Raw genomic sequence first — 20,237 nt, 5'->3', positions numbered from 1 at the left:
CAGCCTTGGGGCATGGTCCCGGCCATGAACCACACCGAGCCGGACGGCCCGTACCTGTCCCTGCCGTCTCTCGCGGCGACGGAAGCACTTGGCCGCCGTATTGCCGCCCTGCTGCAACGCGGCGACTGCGTGCTGCTCGCTGGGCCCCTCGGCGCCGGCAAAAGCGCGCTCGCGCGCGCCATCCTCCGCAGCCTCGCTGAGGATCCGACGCTCGACGTGCCGAGCCCGAGCTTCACCCTCGTCCAGAGCTACGAGACCCCGCGCGGGGTCGTGCATCATTATGATCTTTGGCGCGTCGAACCAGGTCCGGATCTCCGCGAACTTGGGCTTGAGGAAGCCTTCGCCGACATCACCCTGATCGAATGGCCGGACCGCTTGGGCGCCCAGGCACCGGCAGGCGCGCTTGCGATCACCCTGCATCCGGAACCCGATGAAGGCCGCACCGCAGTCCTCTCGGGCTGGCCTGATCGACGGGCGCAGCTTATGGAGCCGGCATGAGCCAGCCAAGCCTCTTTCCCGCGGCCTCGCCCCGCACCGCCATGATCCTCGCGGCCGGTCTCGGCACGCGTATGCGGCCGCTCACCGGCGAAACGGCGAAACCGCTGCTACCGGTGCGCGGGCGTACCCTGCTCGATCGCGCGCTGGACAGGCTGGCCGAAGCCGGCGTTACCCGCGTGGTCGTCAACACCCATTGGCAGGCGAGCAAGGTGGCCGCCCATCTCGAGGCTCGCGCCGACGGGCCGGAGATCGTCATCCGCCACGAGGAAACCTTGCTCGACACCGGCGGCGCCGTGGCCGCAGCCCTGGCCGAGGGCTTGCTCGGCGACGCGCCCTTCTTCGTCGTCAATGGCGATGCCCTCTGGCTCGACGGGCCGCTGCTGACGCTGCAACGGCTGGCTGATGCGCAGGCTCTGGCGCCTGCCGACGCCGTGCTGCTGCTGCATCGCGTGGCGCAGGTCATGGGCGAGGCAGGCGCGGGAGATTTCGCGCTCGATCCTTGGGGCGTGCCGCGCCGGCCGGAGCAGCACGAGCAGGTCCCCTATCTCTTTGCCGGTGTGCAGCTCCTCGCCCCCGCTTTCTTCGCGGCGGCCCCGCATGGCGCATTCAGCATGAACCGGCTGTGGGATGCCTCCATCGCCGCCGGCCGGCTGCGCGCTATCGTCCATGACGGGCTCTGGTTTCATCTCTCTACCCCTGCCGATCTCGGCCGCGCCGAAGCCGATTTGAGGGAGCGGTTCGCGGGCGAGAAACGGTGACGGCGCCCGCTCTGTGGACGATTCCGGCCGGCACGCCCTTTCTTGACGCGCTGGCCACACGCTGGCTTGCGCAACACGGCGACAACCCGCTGGGCGGCGGCCTAATCCTGCTGCCGACGCGCCGCGCCGCGCGCAGCCTGGCGGAAGCCTTCCTGCGCGCGACGGATGGAAAGCCGCTCATTCTTCCCCGCATCTCCGCCATCGCCGCGGCGGAGGAGACATCGCTGCTGCAAAGCGCGACGGCGCTCGCCCTGCCGCCGGCCATGCCGGAGGGCGAGCGGTTGGCAACCCTCTGCCGGCTGATCATCGCTCTCGAGCAGGCAAGCGGGACACTGCAGCCTAGCCTGGATGCAACCTGGCGCCTTGCACGCGAGCTCGCCGCGCTGATGGACGAGGCGGCCCGCGCGGAAATCCCGCTCGCCCAAGCGCTCGCGGCCAGCGTGCCCGAAGAACTCGCAGCCCATTGGCAGAAAACGCTCACCTTTCTGGCCATCGCAACCGAGCAATGGCCTCGCATCCTCGCCGAACGCGGCATGATGGATGCTGCCAGCCGCCAAGTGCGGCTGCTGCATGCTCAGGCCGAAAGCTGGGAGGCGGCGCCGCCCGCTCATCCAGTCTGGATCGCTGGAGTAACGGCCTTCCGCCCCGCCCTCGGCCATCTCGCCCGGGTCGTCGCGCACCTGCCTCAGGGCGCCGTCATCTTCCAGGGGCTGGATCGGCAGATGCCGGACGCCGCATGGCGCGCGCTCACCCCGAGCCATCCGCAGACCGGCATGCAGCGCCTGCTCGGCGCTATCGGCGCCCGCCGCGACGAGGTGCGGCTTTGGGACGAGAGGAAGCCTCCCTCCGGCCGTGAAGACTTGCTGGCGCGCGCGCTGCTGCCGGCTGTCGCCCTCGACCATTGGCGCGAGCCGACCCCACTCGATCTCGGCGGCCTTTACCGCCTGGCGGCGGCAGACCAGCAGCAGGAAGCCCTCGCCATCGCGACCATCCTGCGTGACACGCTGGAGACGCCGGGCGCGCGCGCCACCCTGATCACGCCAGACCGTGTGCTCGCCGCCCGCGTCGCCGCCGAATTGCGCCGCTTCGGCGTGATCGCTGATGACAGCGCCGGCGAACCGCTGATCGAAACACCCCATGCCGCCCTGCTGCGCCTGCTGGCGCAGGCGGTCGCCGAACGGTTGGCGCCGGTGCCACTCCTGTCGCTGCTCAAGCACCCCTTCATGGCAGCCGGCCTCTCTCCCGGAGCGGCCCGCGCCGCTGCGCGCGCGCTGGAGCGGCATTGCCTGCGGGGGCCGCGGCCGCCGGCCGGCCTCACCGGTCTGCGCCAGGCCGTGGCCGCCGCCCGTGGCGAGGTCCCGGCCGCCGTTGCGGATCTGCTCGACCGTGTGGAAACCGCACTCCTGCCGCTCTTGCGGGTCGCCGAAGGCACGTTTGCGCAAGCGCCGACCGTCTTGATGGATGCGCTGGTGGAATCCGCCGAAGCAATTGCCACGACGGCGGATAGCAGCGGCACCGAACGCCTCTGGTCGGGCGAAGAAGGGGAAGCCCTGGCCGCCGCCCTCGCGGAATTGCGGCCCGCCCTCGCCCTCTTGCCAGACACGCCGCCGCGCGTGCTGCCCGGGCTGCTCGATGCCGTGCTGGAAGGAAAGGTGGTGCGCAGTCGGCGGGCCATTCGCGGCGGCGCCGAGGGCACCACCCTGCATCCGCGAATCTTCATCTGGGGTCTCGTGGAAGCCCGCCTCTTAAGCGCGGACGTCGTCATCCTCGGGGGTCTGGTGGAAGGGTCCTGGCCACCATTGCCCGATCCCGGCCCTTGGCTAAGCCGCCGGATGCGCGCGGAAGCCGGTCTCCCATCGCCTGAGGAAGAAATCGGGCAGGCGGCGCATGATTTCATGGCTGGCGCCTGCGGTGCTCCGACGGTCATTCTCAGCGCGCCACGCCGCCTGGGTGGCGCGCCTGCGGTGCCGGCGCGCTGGCTCACTCGATTGGAGGCCATGCTCGCAGGACAAGGCCTCAGCCTGCCGCTGCACCCGGCCGCCGCCTGGGCCGCGGGCATCGATCAGCCGGCCGGACCGCCGGTGCCCGCGCGGCCGCCCGCTCCGCGGCCAGCCTTGCATCTTCGCCCGCGCCGCTTGTCGATCACCGAAATCGAAACCTGGCTGGCCGATCCCTATGCCATCTACGCCCGTCACGTTCTGCGCCTGCGGGAGCTCGATCCGCTCGACCAGGCGACGGATGCGGCGGATTACGGGCGCCTCGTTCATGCCGGGGTGCAGCGTTTCCTCGAGGAGGCCGGCGCCGAATGGCGGCCCGACTCGCCACAGCGCCTGCGCATCGCCATGGAGCAGGCGCTTGGGGCCGCCCGGCTGCGCCCGGCGCTTGCCAATTGGTGGAGGCCGCGCCTGCTGCGCATCGCCGCTTGGATCGCGGCCGTCGAGAGCGAGCGCCGGGCCGCCCTCCAACTGCGAGCCATCGGCACGGAAGTCGCGGGGGACTGGCCGCTTGCGGCACCTGGCGGCGTCTTCCGCCTGACCGGCCGCGCCGACCGGATCGAGCGGCGCGCCGACGGCAGCCTCGGCCTCATCGACTACAAGACGGGAACCGTGCCGCAGAAGAGCCGGGTCAAGGACGGCCACGCGCCCCAGCTTCCTCTGACCGCCGCCATGGCCGCGGCCGGCGGCTTCGGTCCGGATTACATGGGTCCGACGGTCGAGATGGCCTATTGGCGCCTGCGCGGCGGCGCCGACCCCGGCGAAGTCATCACGCCGATCGAAAGCGCGGCAGAGATCGCCGAACTTGTCACCCAGGCGGAAGCGAGCCTGCGCCGGCTCATCGCCGATTTCGACCAGCCGGCGCGACCCTATCTTGCCCGTCCACACCCCGGCCGCGCCGCGCGCGATAGTGCCTATGGCCGCCTTGCCCGCATGGCGGAGTGGGCGGGCGCAACCGGTGACGGTGGCGGAGACGGCGCATGACGATTGCCGCACCGCAGGAGGGTCTGCCCCTGCCGCCGACGCCCTCGGCAGCCGATGCCCGGGTGCGCGCGAGCCAGAGCCAGATGGCGGCCTCCGACCCGCGGGTCTCCACCTTCGTTGCGGCCTCCGCGGGCTCGGGCAAGACCAAGCTGCTGACCGACCGGCTTTTGCGGCTGATGCTTGGCGGCGTCGACCCTGGGCGCATCCTCTGCCTCACCTTCACCCGCAACGCCGCCGCGGAGATGGCGCTCCGCCTGCAGGACCGGCTCGGTCACTGGGTCAGCCTGCCCGACGCAGCCCTCGACCGCGCCTTGGAAGACCTCGCCGTACTGCCCACCGCCGCCCACAGGCAGCGCGCCCGTTCGCTCTTCGCGATCGTGCTCGATCTGCCGGGCGGCATGCGCATCGAGACCATCCATGCCTTCTGCCAATCCCTGCTGCGGCGCTTTCCGCTGGAAGCCGGCATCTCTCCTCATTTCCGCCTGATCGAGGAGCGCGACGCACTGCTTGGCCTGCGCGAGGAACAGGAGAGCCTGCTCGCACGCCTGCATGAGGGCGACCCAACCCTTGCCGAAGCCGTCGATCTGCTGGCGAGCCAAATCTCGGCCGACGATCTCGACCAGTTGCTGCGCCAGGTCGATGCCGCACGGGACCGGACGGAGGGGCTGCTGATCCAGGATGGGGCCAGTCTCACCACCATGCTCCGCCGCACCCTCGGCGCCCATCGTGACGAAGCGGCCATCTGGGAGGACGCTGTCTCCGGTGGCGATTGGGCAAGCTTGCGGGCCAGCCTCGGCACCGTTGCAACGGAGGGTCCTGCCAAGGCCGCCGAACGGGCGCTGCTTCTGCTCGATTGGCTCGCCCTCGACGCCGCCGGGCGCCGGGCCGCCTGGGCCAATTGGGCGTCGAGCTTCTTCGGCAAGACGGGCGAGCCGCTGGCCCGCGTCACGCTCGTGGGTAAGAAGCTCGACGGACAACGGCCGGAGCTGTGGCCGGCGATCGAACGCGAGCAGCAGCGTCTTGAGGCCCTGCAGGAGGCTTTCGCCGCAGACCGCCTCGCCCGCCTCTCAGCCGCCTTCTTGCATCTCTGCCTGCCGATCCTCCGCCAGCAGGCGCGTCGGCGTCAGGTCGAAGGCTTAATGGATTACGGCGATCTCATCCTGCGGTCGAACGACCTCCTGCGCGATCCGGGTGCCGCCTGGGTGCTCTTCAAGCTCGATCATGGGCTCGACCATCTGCTGCTGGACGAGGTGCAGGACACCGCGCCGGTGCAATGGACCATCGCCGGCAGCCTGACGGAGGAATTCTTCTCCGGCCTCGGCACCCGGAATGAGGAGGGCGGCATCGGCCGCACCGTCTTCGCCGTGGGCGACCGGAAACAATCGATCTATGGCTTCCAGGGGGCCGACCTCCGCTCCTTCGACGAGTGGCGTGCGCGGCTCCGCAGCCGGGTGCGCGGCGCGGGGCGCGGCTGGCACGATGGCGCGCTCGACGTCTCCTTCCGCTCCGTCGCACCCGTCCTGCAACTGGTGGATGCGGTGTTTGCCGACCCCGAGGCCGCGCGCGGCGTGGTCGAAACGGGTGGACTTCCACTCGCCCATCTGTCCGCCCGCCCAGAAGATGGCGGGCAGGTGGAGCTCTGGCCACTCACGCCGAAGGAGGACGTACCCTCCCCCGAGGCTTGGACGATTCCCGAAACCAATCTCGGCCAGACCTCTGCATCGGGCCGGCTCGCCCGGCAACTCGCGGGGTGGATCGCCAAGCTCACCGACGGCACGACCCTGCTGGAAAGCCAGGGGCGCCCCGTCTCCCCAGGCGACGTGCTGGTCCTGCTGCAGCGACGCGCCCCCTTCGCGCCCATCCTGGTGCGCGAGCTGAAAGCCGCAGGCGTCCCGGTCGCGGGTCTCGACCGGCTGGAACTCGCAGCCCAAGCCGCCGTGCAGGATCTGATGGCCCTCGCCGACAGCCTGCTGCTGCCCGAGGACGATCTGTCCTTCGCCTGCTGGCTGACCAGTCCCCTGGGTGATCTCTCAGACAACAGCCTGATGGATCTTGCCGCCGGGCGCAGCCACGCGCACCTCGCCGATGCCCTGCGCGCACGCGCAGCCGAGCGGCCGGAATGGGCTCGGGCCTGGTCTTTCTTCGAGACGCTGCAGGGCCGCGTCGACTACGCCTCGCCGCATGCCCTGCTCTCCCTCGCCCTTGGCGCGCTCGGGGGCCGCGCGCGCCTCTTTCGCAGGCTGGGTCCCGAAGCCGCGGAGCCAGTGGACGAATTGCTTCAGGCAGCACTCACCTACACGGCCGGCCACCCTCCCTCGCTGCAAGGCTTCCTGCACTGGCTGCGGCAATCGACGGCGGAGGCAAAGCGTGAACCGGGCACCGCCGGCGATGCCGTGCGCATCATGACCGTCCATGCCTCCAAGGGGCTGCAAGCGCCCATCGTCATCATGGCTGATGCCGGCAGCCGGCCGACGCCCGACCGGAGCGGGTTGATCTGGATGGCGGATCCCGTCAGCGGCATGGAACTGCCGGTCCTCTGCCCGCGCAAGGAGGGCCATTGCGAGGCGAGCCGGGCGGTGCAGGCCGCGGGCCAGGCCCGCGCGACCGAGGAACATCATCGCCTGCTCTACGTCGCCATGACCCGGGCCGAAGACCGGCTCGTGGTCTGCGGTTGGGAAAGTGGCACCGGCAGCCTGCCCACCTGGCATGATCTGATCGGTCGCGGGTTCGATCGACTGGGTGCACCCACGGAGGAAGATCCGGCACTGTGGCCGCCGGCGCGCCGCGTCCTCGCCGCTCCGCAGCGGCGGCCACCGCCGGCCAGGCCGCGACTCGCCACGCTCACCGCCCTCCCCTCGCCCGCCTGGCTTACCGCCGGGCCAGGAGGGGCGCCTGCCGCGCCACCGCCGGAACCCGCGCGCGCGCGGCCGCTCGCGCCAAGCCGGCCGGAAGATGTCGCCCTGGGTCCCGTGCCGGCCGCCGATTCGCCCCTCACCCGCGGCGCTGCGCCCATCGGCGCGCTGGCCCGGGGAACCTTGATCCATAGGCTGCTGCAGTATCTGCCCGACCTGCCGCCGGAGAGCCGCACCGCACGCAGCCTCGCCTTTTTGCAGCAGGGGGCGGCGCGGCTCTCCGCCGAGGAGGCGGCGGAAGTGCTGGCACAATGCGAGGCGGTCCTCGCGCATCCTACCCTCGCGGCCGCCTTCGCTCCCGGCAGTCAGGCCGAAGTGCCGTTGACCGGGGAGGTGAACGGCCTCGTCATCACCGGCGTCGTCGACCGACTCGCCGTCACCTCCGAGGACGTCTTCGCGGTCGATTTCAAGACTGGCCGTCACGCACCGCCTTCGGCCGATGACGCGCCGATGCTCTACCTGCGTCAGATGGCGGCCTATCGCGCCCTGCTCGGCGCGATCTTCCCGCAGCACCGGGTGCACTGCGCCCTGGTCTGGACGGAGACTGGAACGATCATGCCGCTACCCGACCACTTGCTGCAGGCTCACGCGCCGGGAAGCGTCGCCAGGAACTGATCCAGCCTGCGGTCGAGCCAGTCGAAATCCTGGCCTGTGGGGAACCAGGCCAACCGCGCGGCGGCGAGATCGGCAGGGCCACGGGGAAATTCCAGGCTTTCCGGCAAATTGGGTGCCGGCAGGTGAACCGCGGTGCAGCCCGGATAGTCCCGAACCCGCCACTCCGGCCGATGCGTCGTGAAGAAGGCGAGGCATGGGCGGTCGAAGGCATCGGCCAGATGCACCATCGCCGTGTCGGTAGAAATGACGGCCCGCGCCCCCGCAACCAGGGCAGCGAGCGATTCGATGGTGGCGAACTGCGGGGCCTGGATCGTACCCGGCAGGGGGTCACCCTGGGCTAAGACAGGCCCATGGTCCACCAGACGCTGCGCGATCCTTTGCCGTACGGGTGCTGGCATGTCGCGCAACGGGATGGAGGCACCTGGACAGAACAGCAGGTAGTCCTGCGGTAGATCCAGTGGCGGCAGAGCCGGCAGTCGCGGCGCAAGCCAGAGGTTGCGCTTGAGCGCAGGGGGAATCCTCTCCGGCGCGATGCCCAGCCGCATGAGGAAAAAATCGATCATAGAGACCCGGGAGAACTCTGGATCGAAGGCGAAGTCGCGAATGTCGATCACCCGGCCGCTTCGTGGCGCAAGGCCCATCGGCAGCACCTCAGCCAGGTCTCCCGCCAGGCGATACACCTGGGGCACGAGAGGCTTGGCCGCGGGCTCCACGCGGCCAAGGACGACTCGCCCTTCGATGGCGCCCACCGCGCGGGCCGCGGCCAAGGCTTGCATCCCGATGATGCTGTCACCCAAGCTAATGCCGAAACCGTTGAGAATCGTCGTCAGGCGCGGATCTTGCATCGATCATTCCTGCATTTGGCGACTGGCTGACCACGCGACACGACTGATCCTCGTTCGGTCAAGCTTGCTTGGTGGCGACGAATGTCCCACCTTGCGTTCAACTCCACCATCCCTTCGCCGCGAGGCGAGGCAGGGTTTCATGACGAGGTTCCAATGGCTGGCAATACCAAGGCGGTAACAGACGCAAGCTTCCAGACCGACGTGCTCAATGCGCCCGGGCCCGTGGTCGTCGACTTCTGGGCGGAATGGTGCGGCCCCTGCCGCGCCATCTCGCCGGCACTCGAAGAAATCTCGGCCGAATATGCGGGCAAGCTCACTATTGCGAAGGTGAACATCGACGAAAATCCGCAGACCCCGAGCGACTACGCGGTGCGCGGCATACCGACCCTGATCCTCTTCAAGGACGGCAAGCCGGCGGCAACTCAGGTTGGCGCCGCTCCCAAGAGCGTGCTCAAGGCCTGGATCGAACGCAGCCTCTAAGGTCTGACGATGGGGTCCCCGGCCGTGGCGATTCGTGAGCCTTTGATCCGCGTCATCGCCATGCCGGCGGACACCAATCCGTCAGGGGACATCTTCGGCGGCTGGCTGCTGTCGCAGATGGACCTTGCGGCGGGCAACCTCGCCCACCGCATCGCTAAAGGACGCTGCGTTACCGTGGCCGTCGATGCGATGGCCTTCCTGGCGCCCGTGCATGTGGGTGACGAGGTCAGTGTTTACGCAGACCTCCTCTCCATGGGCCGCACCTCGATGAAGATCACCGTCGAAGCCGAACGGCGGACGCGTTTTCAGACCGAGACAGTGCGCGTCACCACCGCGGTCTTCACCTTCGTTGCCATCGACGAAGACCGGAAGCCCCGCCCCATCGAGCAAGGTCCTCCCGCCTAAGGCTCCCGGCCCGTCAGCAGTTCTCTGCGGTGTGCAGGGTGAAGGCGATTTCAGGATCCACCGGCGGCCCGGCGTTCGCGCCGAGCGTCGCCACCATCAGATCGATTGACCGCCGCGCCTGTAGCTCAGGCGCCTGATCGATCGTCACCGTCATATCCCCGTCGCGCAGCAGCCGCTGGGTTTCGTCGGTCAGTTCGTGGCCGAGGAACAGCGTTTCTCCCCGACGGCCGACATCCCGAATCGCCATGGCGGCCCCGCGATTGCCGCCCCCGGTGTTGTAGACGGCCACTACCTCGGGCCCCTTGCGCAGCCATTGCGCCACCTGATGATAGGCGCGTTCCTGATCATCTCCGGTTATCAGGCCGGAGACGACAGTCACTGCCGGATGATGGACCGCCAACGCCTCGCGGAAGCCATCGATCCTCTGGCGGTGCGCCCGGAAGCCGCCGCTGGTCGAGATGACGATGGCGCGCCCCGGTCGCCGCAGCATCAGCGCAGCCAGGAACCCCGCCGTGCGGCCGGCCTTCGCATGATCGATACCGACATAGGCAGTCCGTGGCGCATCGGGGACATCGGTCACCACGCAGATGACAGGCCTGCCCGCGGCTTCGGAGGCAGCGATGGCGGCGACGTTGGCCGGGTGTTCCTCGCAGTAGATGATGATCCCGTCCGCCCGGCTGCCCAGGATGCGCGGCGCGACGGAAGCCGGATCCCGCATGTCGAGGCTGGTCCGCTGGATCGTGATCGACCGATCCAGGGTCTCCGCCACCTGGCCCATCGCGCGGGTCAGCCGCTCCATGAACGGCGTGATGGCGCGCGCGAGGATGACCTCGATGCGCAGCTGCCGCATGTGAGGCCGTGGCAGGATCCGTCGGAGGCCCACCGCCTGCGCGGCCTCGATGACCCGGCGCTCCGTCGCTGGAGAAACACTGCCGCGCTCATTGAGTACGCGGTCGACGGTCGCGAGGCCGACGCCCGCGCGTCGCGCCACCTCCGCCAGCCCCGGGCGCTTCTTCCCGCTCTCCACGGCCCCTCCCGCTTTTCTGCCACTGTAACCAAATGAGGGAAATCCCCCAAACGAGCGACGGGGAGGCGCCTCGGCCTGGGCTATAGCAGCGGAAAGCCCAAGGATAACGGGCCGCCTGAATCAAACGGGGGAATGGCATGAGTACGACGATCGCTGAGGCACGCAAGCGGGACTACAGCCTCGTCGGCGAGGGAGCGCGGCAGGCCGTGGATCGGGGACTCGCCTCCGCCGACTGGTACGCCTGCACTCTTCCCCGCAAGCAACTCAAGGAATTGATGCGCCGCAAGGATGGGCCGGCGATCCGCGACACCGTAATCTGGCTCGGCGCGCTGATCCTCTCGGGCGTAGGGGGCGTCCATTTCTGGGGTAGTTGGGCCGCGGTGCCGTTCTTCTTCGTCTATGGCGTGCTCTACGGCTCGGCAACAGACTCGCGCTGGCACGAGTGCGGCCACGGAACCGCCTTCAAGACGCGCTGGATGAACGAGGCAGTCTACCAGCTCGCCTGTTTCATGATCATGCGCGAACCCACGGTCTGGCGCTGGAGCCATACACGCCATCATACGGACACCATCATCGTCGGGCGCGACCCGGAAATTTCCGTCAAGCGGCCACCCGACATTCTCGGCATGCTGCTCAACCTCTTCGCACTCAAGTCGACCGCCGCAGCAATGCGCAAGCTCGCGCTGCACGCCATGGGCCGGCTGACGGATGAAGAAGCCACCTTCATCCCCGAGATGGAGCGCTGGAAGGTCTTCGTCGTTGCGCGCATCTATCTCGCGATCCTGCTCGCGGTCGCAGGCCTGTCCATCGCTCTCCACAGCTGGCTTCCGGCCATGCTCGTCGGTCTGCCCACGCTCTATGGCGGCTGGCTCACCATCGTCTTCGGCGTGACGCAGCATGCGGGACTGTCGGAAGACGTGCTCGACCACCGGCTCAACAGCCGCACGATCTACATGAATCCGATTTCCCGTTTCCTCTACTGGAACATGAACTATCACGTGGAGCACCACATGTTCCCGATGGTGCCGTACCACGCCCTGCCCGCGCTGCATGCGGCGATCAAGGACCAGTGCCCACCGGCCTATCCCAACATCCTTGCCGCATACCGAGAGATCATCCCGACATTGCTTCGTCAACGACGTAACCCAGACTATTACGTCGTTCGCGCACTGCCGCCGGCCGCATCCCAGCCTGCAGAGTGACCGCACAACGGCAATCGGAGGAAACCATAACATGGCTAATTGGATCGACGCCTGCGCGCCCGACGACATCGAGGAAGAGGATGTTATTCGCGTCGATCATGGCGCAATCAGCCTCGCCGTCTACCGGCTGGAGGACGACCAATTCTGCGCGACCGATGGCTTTTGCACTCATGAACACGTGCACCTCTCGGATGGCCTGGTGATGGGACGCATCGTCGAGTGCCCGAAGCACAACGGCCGCTTCGATGTCATCACCGGCCAGGCCAAGGGGGCGCCCGCCTGCGTCAATCTCAAAACCTATCCGGTCAAGATCGAGGGCGGCCGCGTCTTCGTCGATCTCGGATGACCGCGGTGATCGCCCACAACATCGTCATCATCGGCGCCGGCGAGACGGGGGGCCGGGCAGCACTGGCCCTGCGCGAGCGCGGCCACATGGGCCCCATCACCCTCGTTGGTGCGGAAAGCCATCTCCCCTATGAGCGGCCGCCGCTCTCCAAAGCGGCGATGTGCTGCCCGGATGACCCGGCCCCCGCGGCCATCACGACGGAGCAGGAGCTTGCGGAGAAGGCCATCGGCCACCGCCGCGGCATCAGTGCCGTCGCGATCGATCGCACGGCACGGCGGGTTCAGCTTTCGGATGACAGCCACCTGGGCTACGACCGGCTTCTTCTCGCCACGGGGGCCCGGCCGCGCCGCCTCGGCATCCCCGGGGGAGAGCAGGCCTTTTATCTTCGCAGCTTCGCGGATGCCTTGGCGCTGAGGGCGCGTCTGCAGCCTGGGCGCCGCATCGTCATCATCGGCGGCGGCTTCATTGGCCTCGAACTTGCGGCGAGCGGCCGCGAGAAAGGCTGCGAGGTCACCGTCTTGGAAATGGCCCCGCGCATCCTTGGCCGCGCCGTGCCGGCCGAAGTCGCTGCCCTCGTCTCCGCACGCCACGCAGCGGCGGGTGTGACGATCCTGACCGGCGTCGGCCTCACGGCCATCGAAGCAGACGATGCAAGCCATACGGTGTGCCTGCAGGATGGCCGGCGCCTACAGGCGGATACCGTCATCGCGGGGATCGGCGCCGTGCCAGAAACCGCGCTCGCCGAAGCGGCGGGGCTCGCCGTGGAGAACGGCATCCGCGTCGATGAGAGGCTGATGACGTCAGATCCCATGATCTTCGCCGCCGGCGATTGCTGCTCCTTCCCCCATCCCGTCTTCAGTGGCCGCCGCCTGCGGCTGGAAGCGTGGCGCAACGCCGGCGACCAGGCACGTCATGTCGCGGGCAGCCTCCTGGGTGAGACGGCCATCTTCGAGACGGTGCCCTGGTTCTGGTCGGACCAGCACGGCGAGACCCTGCAGATTGCCGGCTTGCCGGACGAGGGAGATCAGACGGTGACGCGGGATCTGCGCGGCACCCCACTCTTCTTCCATCTCAGGGAGGGTCGTCTCGTGGGTGCCAGCGCCTTCGGGCCCAACGGTGCCATTGCACGGGAGATCCGGCTCGCCGAAATGCTGATCCAGGCACGCGCCCATCCCGATCCCGCGGCCCTCGCCGACCCTGGGATCAAGCTCAAAGCTCTGTTGCGGGAGAAGGCCGCTGCCTGAGACAGCTCTCAGAAACCGCCGGGCGGGATGACGAACTTCGGCGCAGATGGCCGGCGCGCAGCGGTGACGGCGGCATCGAGCGCGGCGAGGAAGCGGGAGCGATCCTCCTTCGTCAGCGCCGCCGGGCCGCGGGTATCGACCCCGACCGAGCGCAGATGTTCGGCGACCGCACGGCCCGCTAGCGCACTGCCGATGTTGTCTTCGGTCCAGACCCGGCCTTTGGGTGAGATCGCGCGTGCCCCGCGTGCGAGGCAGCGGGAGGCGAGCGGAATATCGGACGTCACGCAGACGTCGGCAGGCTCGATGCGCTCGGCGATCCAATCGTCCGCAACGTCCGCACCTTCGGCAACGGTGATCATCTCCACATTGGGGCGGCCGGTCGGCCTGAGAGGACGCGACCCATTGGCAACGACGAAGACATGGAGCGCGTGGCGTTCGGCGACACGATAAGCTTCTTCCCGCACCGGGCAGGCGTCACCATCGATGAAAAGGATCGTCATGACCCCTGACTAGACCAGGGGCCAGACGATCCTCAAGCGGTGACTGGGAAGATCAGGCGGCTTCGACCTGCATCTCACCAAGATAGGCGGAGCGGATCTGCTCGTTTTCGCGCAGCTCGGCGGCGTCGCCGCTCAGCACCACCTGCCCGGTTTCCAGAACATAGGCGCGGTGCGCGATGGACAGCGCCATGGCCGCATTCTGCTCGACCACGAAGATGGTGACACCCTGGCGGTTGATCTCCTGGATGATCGCGAAGGTCTGTTCCACATAGAGCGGGGACAGCCCCATCGACGGCTCGTCCATGCAGATCAGCTTGGGCCGCGCCATCAGCGCTCGGCCGATCGCCACCATCTGCTGCTCGCCGCCCGACAGCGTGCCGGCGATCTGGTCCCGCCGTTCCTTCACGCGGGGGAACAGGCTGTAGACACGCTCCAGATCCTCGGCGAATTCCGGGCCCGCCTTGCGGGTATAGGCGCCCATTTCAAGATTTTCGAAGACCGTCATGCGCGGGAAGAGTCGCCGCGCTTCGGGCACGGGCGCGATGCCACGCCGCACCCGTTCCGCCGACGGCAGCTTGTCGATCCGCTCGCCTTCGAAAATCACCTCGCCCGAGACGGGGCGCACGATGCCCATGATGGTCTTCATCGTCGTCGTCTTGCCGCTAGCATTGCCCCCGAGCAGGCAGACGATTTCGCCCTGTCCCAGCGTGTAGTTGACGCTCTTCAGAACGTGCAGGTCACCGTAGTAGGTATTGACGTTGCGGAACTCAAGCATGAGCGGCGGCTCCTCGGCCGAGATAGGCTTCCAGAACCCGTTCGTCGCGGCGCACCTCGTCGGCCAAGCCTTCGGTGAGCTTCTCGCCGTGATCGAGGACGACGACCTTGTGGGCCACGCGGGTAACGACGTCGAGCTTGTGCTCGATGATGAGCACGGTCAGACCAAGCGCATTGAGCCCCCGGATCTGCTCGGCAAGTTCGAGGCTTTCCGAGGTGTTCATGCCGGCCGCCGGCTCGTCCAGCAGCAGGATCTGCGGCTTGGACGCCAAGGCGCGCGAAATTTCCACGCGGCGGCGGTTGGCGTAGGACAGCCCCGCCACCGTATGGGTCAGCCGGGCCACCAGCCGGTTGCCGAAGATGTTCGCAATCTCCAGCAGCCATTCCCGCGCCGCCTTCTCCTCGGGCAAGGTCTTGCCCGAGCGGGCGATGGCGGTGAAAATCCCCGCCTTCAGCCGCGAATGCTGACCGATCATGATGTTCTCGGCGACGGTCAGCGTGCCGAAGAGACGGATGTTCTGGAAGGTGCGGGCAATCCCGGCTTTCAGAATTTCATGCGGCGGCTGGCCCAGAATGTCCTGCCCGTTGAAGAGAACGCTCCCTTCCCCCGCTCGGGTCAGGCCGGTGATCGCGTTGAAGAGCGTCGACTTGCCCGAGCCGTTGGGCCCGATCACTGCCACCACGCTGCCCCGTGGCACCGTGATGTTGACCTTGTTGAGCGCCACGAGACCGCCGAAGCGCACCGTCAGGTCGCGGATCTCGAGCATCGGCACGTCGCCCGGTGCATGGGCCACCTGGCCGCCGATCTGGGACAGCTTGATGTCGCTGGCCCGCGCATGAGCGGCCACGGCGGATTGCTGCTGATCGAAGCTGAGCGCCCGCTGGCGGCGATTGGCGGGGATGAGGCCTTCGCGCCGGTAGAGCATCATCAGCACCAGGATGATGCCGAAGATCAGCTCGCTCGCCTGGGTCAGGTCGAGGGAGGCCAGGTAGTTGGACCCGATCGAGTCGCCGAAGGCGTTCACCCACTGCGTGAGGTCCGCCAGGAACCAGGACTGCAGCAGCTGCAGCAGAACGGCGCCGACGACCACGCCCCAGACGCTGCCCAGGCCGCCCAGCACGACCATGACGAGGATCATGACCGAGACGGGAAAACCGAACATGTCGGGCGTCGCCGTCTGCAGCTTCGCGACGTAAAAGGTGCCCGCCATGCCGGCGAAGGCCGCACCCATGCCGAAGGCCAGCAGCTTGAACCGCGTGAGCGGAATGCCCATGGCGCCCGCCGCAATCTCGTCGTCGCGGATCGCCATCCAAGCGCGCCCCACGCGGCTTTCGCGCAGCCGCGTGCTCGCGAAGATCAGAAAGGCGACGAGGCCGATGCCGACATAGTAGTACGGCCGCGAGTCCACGCCGAAATGATAGTCAAACAGCGTCGGCGCGCTGATGCCGTTGAGCCCGGCGGCACCGTTCGTCAGGCCCGTCCAGTTGCGGGCGACGATCGGCACGATCTCGCCGAAGCCGAGTGTGACGATGGCAAGATAGTCGCCGCGCAGACGCAAGGTCGGCGCACCAAAGAGCACACCGAAGAAGGCAGCAATCACGCCGGAAAGCGGCAGCATCAGCCAGAAGGACACGGTGAAGTGCACGATCGCCTGGCCATTCTGGACGACCTTCTGAACCAGCCCCAGCGCCTGAAAGGGAATCCAGAAGGCGTTCCAGGTGGGGGTGATCTGCCAGGAGGTGAGGATGCCGTAGGCATAGGCGCCGATCGCGAAGAAGGCGGCATAGCCGAGGTCGAGCAGGCCGCAGAAGCCGACGACGATGTTGAGGCCGAGGGCCAGGGCGGCATAGGCCGCGGCATTGCCGGCGGCATCGATATTCGCCTGATCGCTGGTGATCACCGGAAGGAGGACGGCGAGCAGCGCCACGACGCCGATGGCGATGGCTCGGTTCTGCGCCTTGTCGAAGGGCGCGGTCAGCCACTGCCAACGGCTCGGCGGCGGTTCGACCATATGCAGAGCATTGGTGTTCTCGTGGCCGGGCTTGGCATCGGGGGGCGCGGTTGTCGTATCCATGATCCGTGCTCCTTTCAGGACTTGGTGGGCGCCAAGCGCCCGAGCAGACCGGCCGGCCGGAAGATCAGCACGAGAACCAGCAGGGAGAAGATGATGACGTCGGCCCATTTGGCGCCGATGTATTGGCCGCCCATCGCTTCGATGATGCCGATGATGAGACCGCCGATCATGGCACCCGGGATGTTGCCGATACCGCCGAGCACGGCCGCCGTGAAGGCGCGCAGCCCGGCGGTGAAGCCGATGCCGAAATTGGTGAAGTTGTAATAGAGGCCAAAGATGAAACCGCCGGCACCGGCCAGGGCCGAGCCCAGGAAAAAGGCGGTCATGATGACCCGGTTGACGTCAACGCCCATCATCAGCGCCGCATCCGGGTCCTGCGCCGTCGCGCGCATCGCCTTGCCGAGCTTGCTGCGCTGGACGAAGAAATAGAGCCCCGCCATGAGCAGGGAAGCGACGATCCAGATGATCAGCTGGAAAACCGACAGCTGCGCCGTGCCAAAGTGGAAGTTCACGGGCGGAATGGGGTTTGGGTAGTTCATCGTACTGGCGCCGACGCCGAGCATGACGACGTTCGAGATGACGTAGGAAACGCCGATCGTCGTGATCATCGCCATCGGCCCCTGTACACCTCGCAAAGGACGTAGCGCGAGCCGTTCGATGCCGACCCCCAGAAAGCCCGTCGCCGTCATGGTGATGACGAGGGTTGCCAGCAGAACAGCGACCAGCGGCAGACCGTGCAGCAGGACGCTCTGATCGGTGAAGCCGAAGATATTCAGCACGCCCATGGCGACAAAGGAGCCGACCATGAAGACGTTGAAATGAGAGAAGTTGATCAGCTCCATGATGCCGTAGACGATGGTAAAGCCCAGCGCGAGCAGGGCGTACATCGCGCCGAGGCTGACACCGTTTATGATTTGCTGGAGAAAGAGATCAAAAGAAGACATGCGTCAGAGGGTCCCGGCTTTCGACGAATGGTTCAGTGACAGGCAGGCTGGTCGGTCTCGTCCCTTGGCGGTAATGCCGCTGATCAGGGTCGGGAACCGATTGCACGACGGGAATGACTACAGGATTGGATTCTGCCGGACCGCCGTGCAGCCGAAGGCGTAGCGGGCGCCCACGCGGGGCGCCCGAAGGCTTGAGCCTGCAATCAGCTCTGCGGCGCAACACCGACGTATTTGAACTGATGGATGGCGTCGTCGATCGGATACTTCGGATCGTGGGTGATCTGGAAGACCGAAACCACGCGCTGGGTGATGTCGCCATGCGCGTCGAAGGAAACCGGCCCCTGCAGCGTATCGACGGAAGCCCCGGCGATCGCGGCACGCAGGTTCTCACGGGTCGGCGCCTTGCCTTCCGCGATGACCTTCTTCAGGGCGGCGATGATCACGAGCACACCGTCATAGGCCGTGATCGCGTAGTCATCCGGCGACTCGTTGAACTTGGAGGTGTAGTCGTTGATCCAGTTCACGAGCTTCGGGTCTTCCGTCATATGCGGAGAGGCATTGGTGATGTACCAACCTTCCGCCGCGGGGAACCCGGCGCCCTTCGTCACGTCCGGCGAATACATGCCGTCGCCCGCGCCCTTCTTGATGTTGGGCACGACCTGATAGCTCTCCTTCACCAGCTTGACGCCGGCATTGGCGACGCCGCCGTAGTAGAGCGAGCTCGCGTTGAGCGACTTGATCTTCGTCAGCACGGCCGTGTAGTCGGACGCGGTCGGATCCAGCCGGTCACGACCGAGGATCTTCATGCCTTTGGCTTCCGCCTGCTTCTGGAAGGCATCCGCGAGACCCACGCCATAGGCGCCGCTGTCGTCGAGGATGTAGACGTCCTTCAGGCCGAGCGTTTCGGCGTAGAAGTTCGCCATGTTCGGGCCTTGGAAGGCATCGGTGGTCACGGTACGGAAGAAGGTGGTCTTGCCCGTCGGCACATACTGCGCCGCGAACTGAGGATTGGTCAGATCGGGATTGGTGGCCGAGGGCGTGATCATGGAGATCGAAGCCTGGTTGAGGATCGGCACCATCGCCTTGGCCGAACCGCTCATCTCAGGGCCGATCGCCGCCAGAACCTTCGGGTTCGAAACGAACTTGCGCGCGTTGGTCGCGGCCTGGGCCGGGTCATACTGGCCCGCGGTCGCGGTCGCATCGTTCAGCACCAGCGGCTTCAGCGTGTAGCCCGGAATTTCGTTGGCATCGTTCGCCTGGCTGATGCCGAGCAGCGCGCCGTTCATCATGCGCTTCGCACCCGCCGCGTCCGCACCGGTGATCGGCAGGTTGATGCCGATGATGATGGTCTTGTCAGCAGCAAAGGCCAGGCGGGGCAGGCCGAGCGCCGCGCCCAGCGCCGTGCCGGCGAACAGGGACGCCGCAGAACGTCTCGTAATCATCCTTCGATCTCCTAGGTGATGGCTTGAACGCAGTCTAGATGGCACCGCGCTGTCGCGGGCAAGCAAGCCTCGGGCGGCGAAAGAAGTCCAGAGGAAATCTTTCGCCCAGCCACGAGTTTTTGCTCAGTTCTTGAATGCCTTGTCCCAGACGACGCGAGTATAGGCGCCATCCGGCTTCTTTGTGATCACAGGTGTCGACTTGGTGGACAGAAGTTCGTCTACCGTGCGATCGTAATCCGCGGCCGTCAGATAGCCCCAGGGCGTCGTGCCCAGGAGCTTCGCGACTTCCGAAACCATTCTGGTCTGATGTTGTTTGGTCAGCACACCAGCTGTGTCCGCCGCGAGCAGGATCTTCACGGCTTCCGCCTGATGCGCCGCAGCATAGGTCCAGCCTTCCTTGGAGGCTTTGAGGAAGCGGGCCAGACGATCGACCTTTGCCGGATCACCCAGCGACGACTGCAGAACGTAGAGCCCATCCTCCAGCGTCGCGACATGCTCGTCCTGATATTTGAAGACGATGAGTTGCGCCGGCTTCATTCCTGCTTCGATCAGCTGCCAGTATTCATTGTAGCTCATCGTGGAAATGCAGGCCGCCTGCTTCTGCAGCAGCGGATCGACGTTGAAGCCCTGCTTAAGCACGGTCACGTCGGGATGCGCACCTTCGGTGGTATAGCCGAGCTTCGCCATCCAGGACAGAAACGGATATTCATTGCCCGAGAACCAGACGCCGAGCGTCTTGCCTTTGAAGTCGGCAGGGGTCTTCACCCCGCTGTCCTTGCGGCAGGTGAGTTCCATGCCGGAATGCTGGAAGACCTGGGCGATATTGACGATCGGCACACCCTTCTCACGCGTCGCGAGCGCAGAGGGCATCCAGTCGATCACCACATCGGCGCCACCACCGGCGAGAACCTGATCGGGGTTGATGTCGGGACCGCCCGGCTTGATGGTGACGTCGAGGTTTTCAGCCTTGTAGAAGCCCTTGGCGAGGGCGACGTAATAGCCCACGAACTGGCCTTGCGTCACCCATTTGAGCTGCAGCGTGAGCGCATCGGCAGCGCGCGCCGGGGCCGCCGCAAGGGCTGCGGACACGCCCATGAGCAGGGCAGCGCCTGCTCCCATTAATAGCCGTCTCGTCGGTTGTCGCATCATATCCTCTCTGACCGTCAGCCCAGGCTGAGACCATCTCAGGGAC

At 66.9% G+C, this 20,237-nt stretch carries 17 protein-coding genes; 9 read left to right on the top strand and 8 right to left on the bottom strand.

Features of this window, described 5'->3' with window-relative positions; all coding sequences use genetic code 11:
• The first annotated feature begins 24 nt into the window (after positions 1 to 24).
• The 4 genes from tsaE to addA are packed head-to-tail and all read left to right on the top strand — an operon-like array spanning position 25 to position 7,761.
• Positions 25 to 498 carry a tRNA (adenosine(37)-N6)-threonylcarbamoyltransferase complex ATPase subunit type 1 TsaE gene (gene tsaE / locus ACYQ6W_RS03430; protein ID WP_459673588.1) on the top strand — a complete coding sequence of 158 codons (474 nt, stop codon included), beginning with the start codon at positions 25 to 27 and terminating at the stop codon, positions 496 to 498.
• A complete protein-coding gene (locus ACYQ6W_RS03425) occupies positions 495 to 1,256 on the top strand; it encodes a nucleotidyltransferase family protein (RefSeq protein ID WP_459673587.1) in 762 nt (253 codons plus the stop codon). The genes tsaE and ACYQ6W_RS03425 overlap by 4 nt, the downstream gene beginning before the upstream one ends.
• On the top strand, positions 1,253 to 4,234 hold the full coding sequence (gene addB, locus ACYQ6W_RS03420; RefSeq protein WP_459673586.1) for a double-strand break repair protein AddB: 2,982 nt from the start codon (positions 1,253 to 1,255) through the stop codon (positions 4,232 to 4,234). The genes ACYQ6W_RS03425 and addB overlap by 4 nt, the downstream gene beginning before the upstream one ends.
• Positions 4,231 to 7,761, top strand: coding sequence for a double-strand break repair helicase AddA (gene addA, locus ACYQ6W_RS03415; protein WP_459673585.1), 3,531 nt, complete (start codon positions 4,231 to 4,233; stop codon positions 7,759 to 7,761). The genes addB and addA overlap by 4 nt, the downstream gene beginning before the upstream one ends.
• On the opposite strand, the gene ACYQ6W_RS03410 is transcribed toward addA, so the two are convergent.
• Positions 7,731 to 8,606, bottom strand: a complete 876-nt coding sequence (locus tag ACYQ6W_RS03410; RefSeq protein WP_459673584.1) for a glycosyltransferase family 9 protein — start codon at positions 8,604 to 8,606, stop codon at positions 7,731 to 7,733. The genes addA and ACYQ6W_RS03410 overlap by 31 nt on opposite strands.
• Positions 8,607 to 8,759: 153 nt before the next feature.
• Here ACYQ6W_RS03410 and trxA point away from each other — a divergent pair, with 153 nt between their 5' ends.
• Entirely contained in the window at positions 8,760 to 9,086 is a 327-nt protein-coding gene (gene trxA / locus ACYQ6W_RS03405; protein ID WP_459673583.1) for a thioredoxin, read from the top strand.
• Positions 9,087 to 9,095: 9 nt separating this feature from the next.
• The gene (locus ACYQ6W_RS03400) at positions 9,096 to 9,491 is read left to right on the top strand and encodes an acyl-CoA thioesterase (RefSeq protein ID WP_459673582.1); all 396 of its coding nucleotides are present in this window, start codon (positions 9,096 to 9,098) and stop codon (positions 9,489 to 9,491) included.
• A gap of 13 nt (positions 9,492 to 9,504) precedes the next feature.
• On the opposite strand, the gene ACYQ6W_RS03395 is transcribed toward ACYQ6W_RS03400, so the two are convergent.
• Positions 9,505 to 10,518, bottom strand: coding sequence for a LacI family DNA-binding transcriptional regulator (locus ACYQ6W_RS03395; protein WP_459673581.1), 1,014 nt, complete (start codon positions 10,516 to 10,518; stop codon positions 9,505 to 9,507).
• A gap of 137 nt (positions 10,519 to 10,655) precedes the next feature.
• On the opposite strand from ACYQ6W_RS03395, the gene ACYQ6W_RS03390 reads away from it, so the two are divergent.
• Genes ACYQ6W_RS03390 through ACYQ6W_RS03380 form a run of 3 tightly spaced genes read left to right on the top strand, consistent with a single transcriptional unit; the run spans position 10,656 to position 13,310 of the window.
• Positions 10,656 to 11,720: a fatty acid desaturase family protein gene (locus ACYQ6W_RS03390; RefSeq protein ID WP_459673580.1), complete on the top strand. Its 1,065-nt coding sequence runs from the start codon at positions 10,656 to 10,658 to the stop codon at positions 11,718 to 11,720.
• A gap of 31 nt (positions 11,721 to 11,751) precedes the next feature.
• The gene (locus tag ACYQ6W_RS03385; RefSeq protein WP_459673578.1) at positions 11,752 to 12,066 is read left to right on the top strand and encodes a MocE family 2Fe-2S type ferredoxin; all 315 of its coding nucleotides are present in this window, start codon (positions 11,752 to 11,754) and stop codon (positions 12,064 to 12,066) included.
• Positions 12,063 to 13,310, top strand: a complete 1,248-nt coding sequence (locus ACYQ6W_RS03380) for an NAD(P)/FAD-dependent oxidoreductase (RefSeq protein WP_459673577.1) — start codon at positions 12,063 to 12,065, stop codon at positions 13,308 to 13,310. The genes ACYQ6W_RS03385 and ACYQ6W_RS03380 overlap by 4 nt, the downstream gene beginning before the upstream one ends.
• Positions 13,311 to 13,318: 8 nt before the next feature.
• Here the strand turns inward: ACYQ6W_RS03380 and ACYQ6W_RS03375 are convergent, their stop codons facing one another.
• The 6 genes from ACYQ6W_RS03375 to ACYQ6W_RS03350 form a co-directional block, all read right to left on the bottom strand.
• Positions 13,319 to 13,810 carry a YaiI/YqxD family protein gene (locus tag ACYQ6W_RS03375; RefSeq protein WP_459673576.1) on the bottom strand — a complete coding sequence of 164 codons (492 nt, stop codon included), beginning with the start codon at positions 13,808 to 13,810 and terminating at the stop codon, positions 13,319 to 13,321.
• 52 nt (positions 13,811 to 13,862) lie between these two features.
• Positions 13,863 to 14,585 carry an ABC transporter ATP-binding protein gene (locus ACYQ6W_RS03370; RefSeq protein ID WP_459673575.1) on the bottom strand — a complete coding sequence of 241 codons (723 nt, stop codon included), beginning with the start codon at positions 14,583 to 14,585 and terminating at the stop codon, positions 13,863 to 13,865.
• Positions 14,578 to 16,659, bottom strand: coding sequence for a branched-chain amino acid ABC transporter ATP-binding protein/permease (locus tag ACYQ6W_RS03365; protein ID WP_459673574.1), 2,082 nt, complete (start codon positions 16,657 to 16,659; stop codon positions 14,578 to 14,580). The genes ACYQ6W_RS03370 and ACYQ6W_RS03365 overlap by 8 nt, the downstream gene beginning before the upstream one ends.
• A gap of 14 nt (positions 16,660 to 16,673) precedes the next feature.
• Complete coding sequence (locus ACYQ6W_RS03360; protein WP_459673573.1) at positions 16,674 to 17,603, bottom strand: branched-chain amino acid ABC transporter permease; 930 nt, start codon at positions 17,601 to 17,603, stop codon at positions 16,674 to 16,676.
• A 203-nt stretch (positions 17,604 to 17,806) separates the two neighbouring features.
• Positions 17,807 to 19,045 (bottom strand): branched-chain amino acid ABC transporter substrate-binding protein, encoded by a 1,239-nt coding sequence (locus ACYQ6W_RS03355; protein WP_459673572.1) that lies wholly within the window; start codon positions 19,043 to 19,045, stop codon positions 17,807 to 17,809.
• 123 nt (positions 19,046 to 19,168) lie between these two features.
• Positions 19,169 to 20,164, bottom strand: coding sequence for an ABC transporter substrate-binding protein (locus ACYQ6W_RS03350; protein WP_459673571.1), 996 nt, complete (start codon positions 20,162 to 20,164; stop codon positions 19,169 to 19,171).
• Between the last annotated feature and the right edge of the window lie 73 nt (positions 20,165 to 20,237).

It is taken from the genome of Acidisoma sp. 7E03 (assembly GCF_054665075.1).
This window is presented reverse-complemented; position numbering and strand designations above follow the sequence as displayed.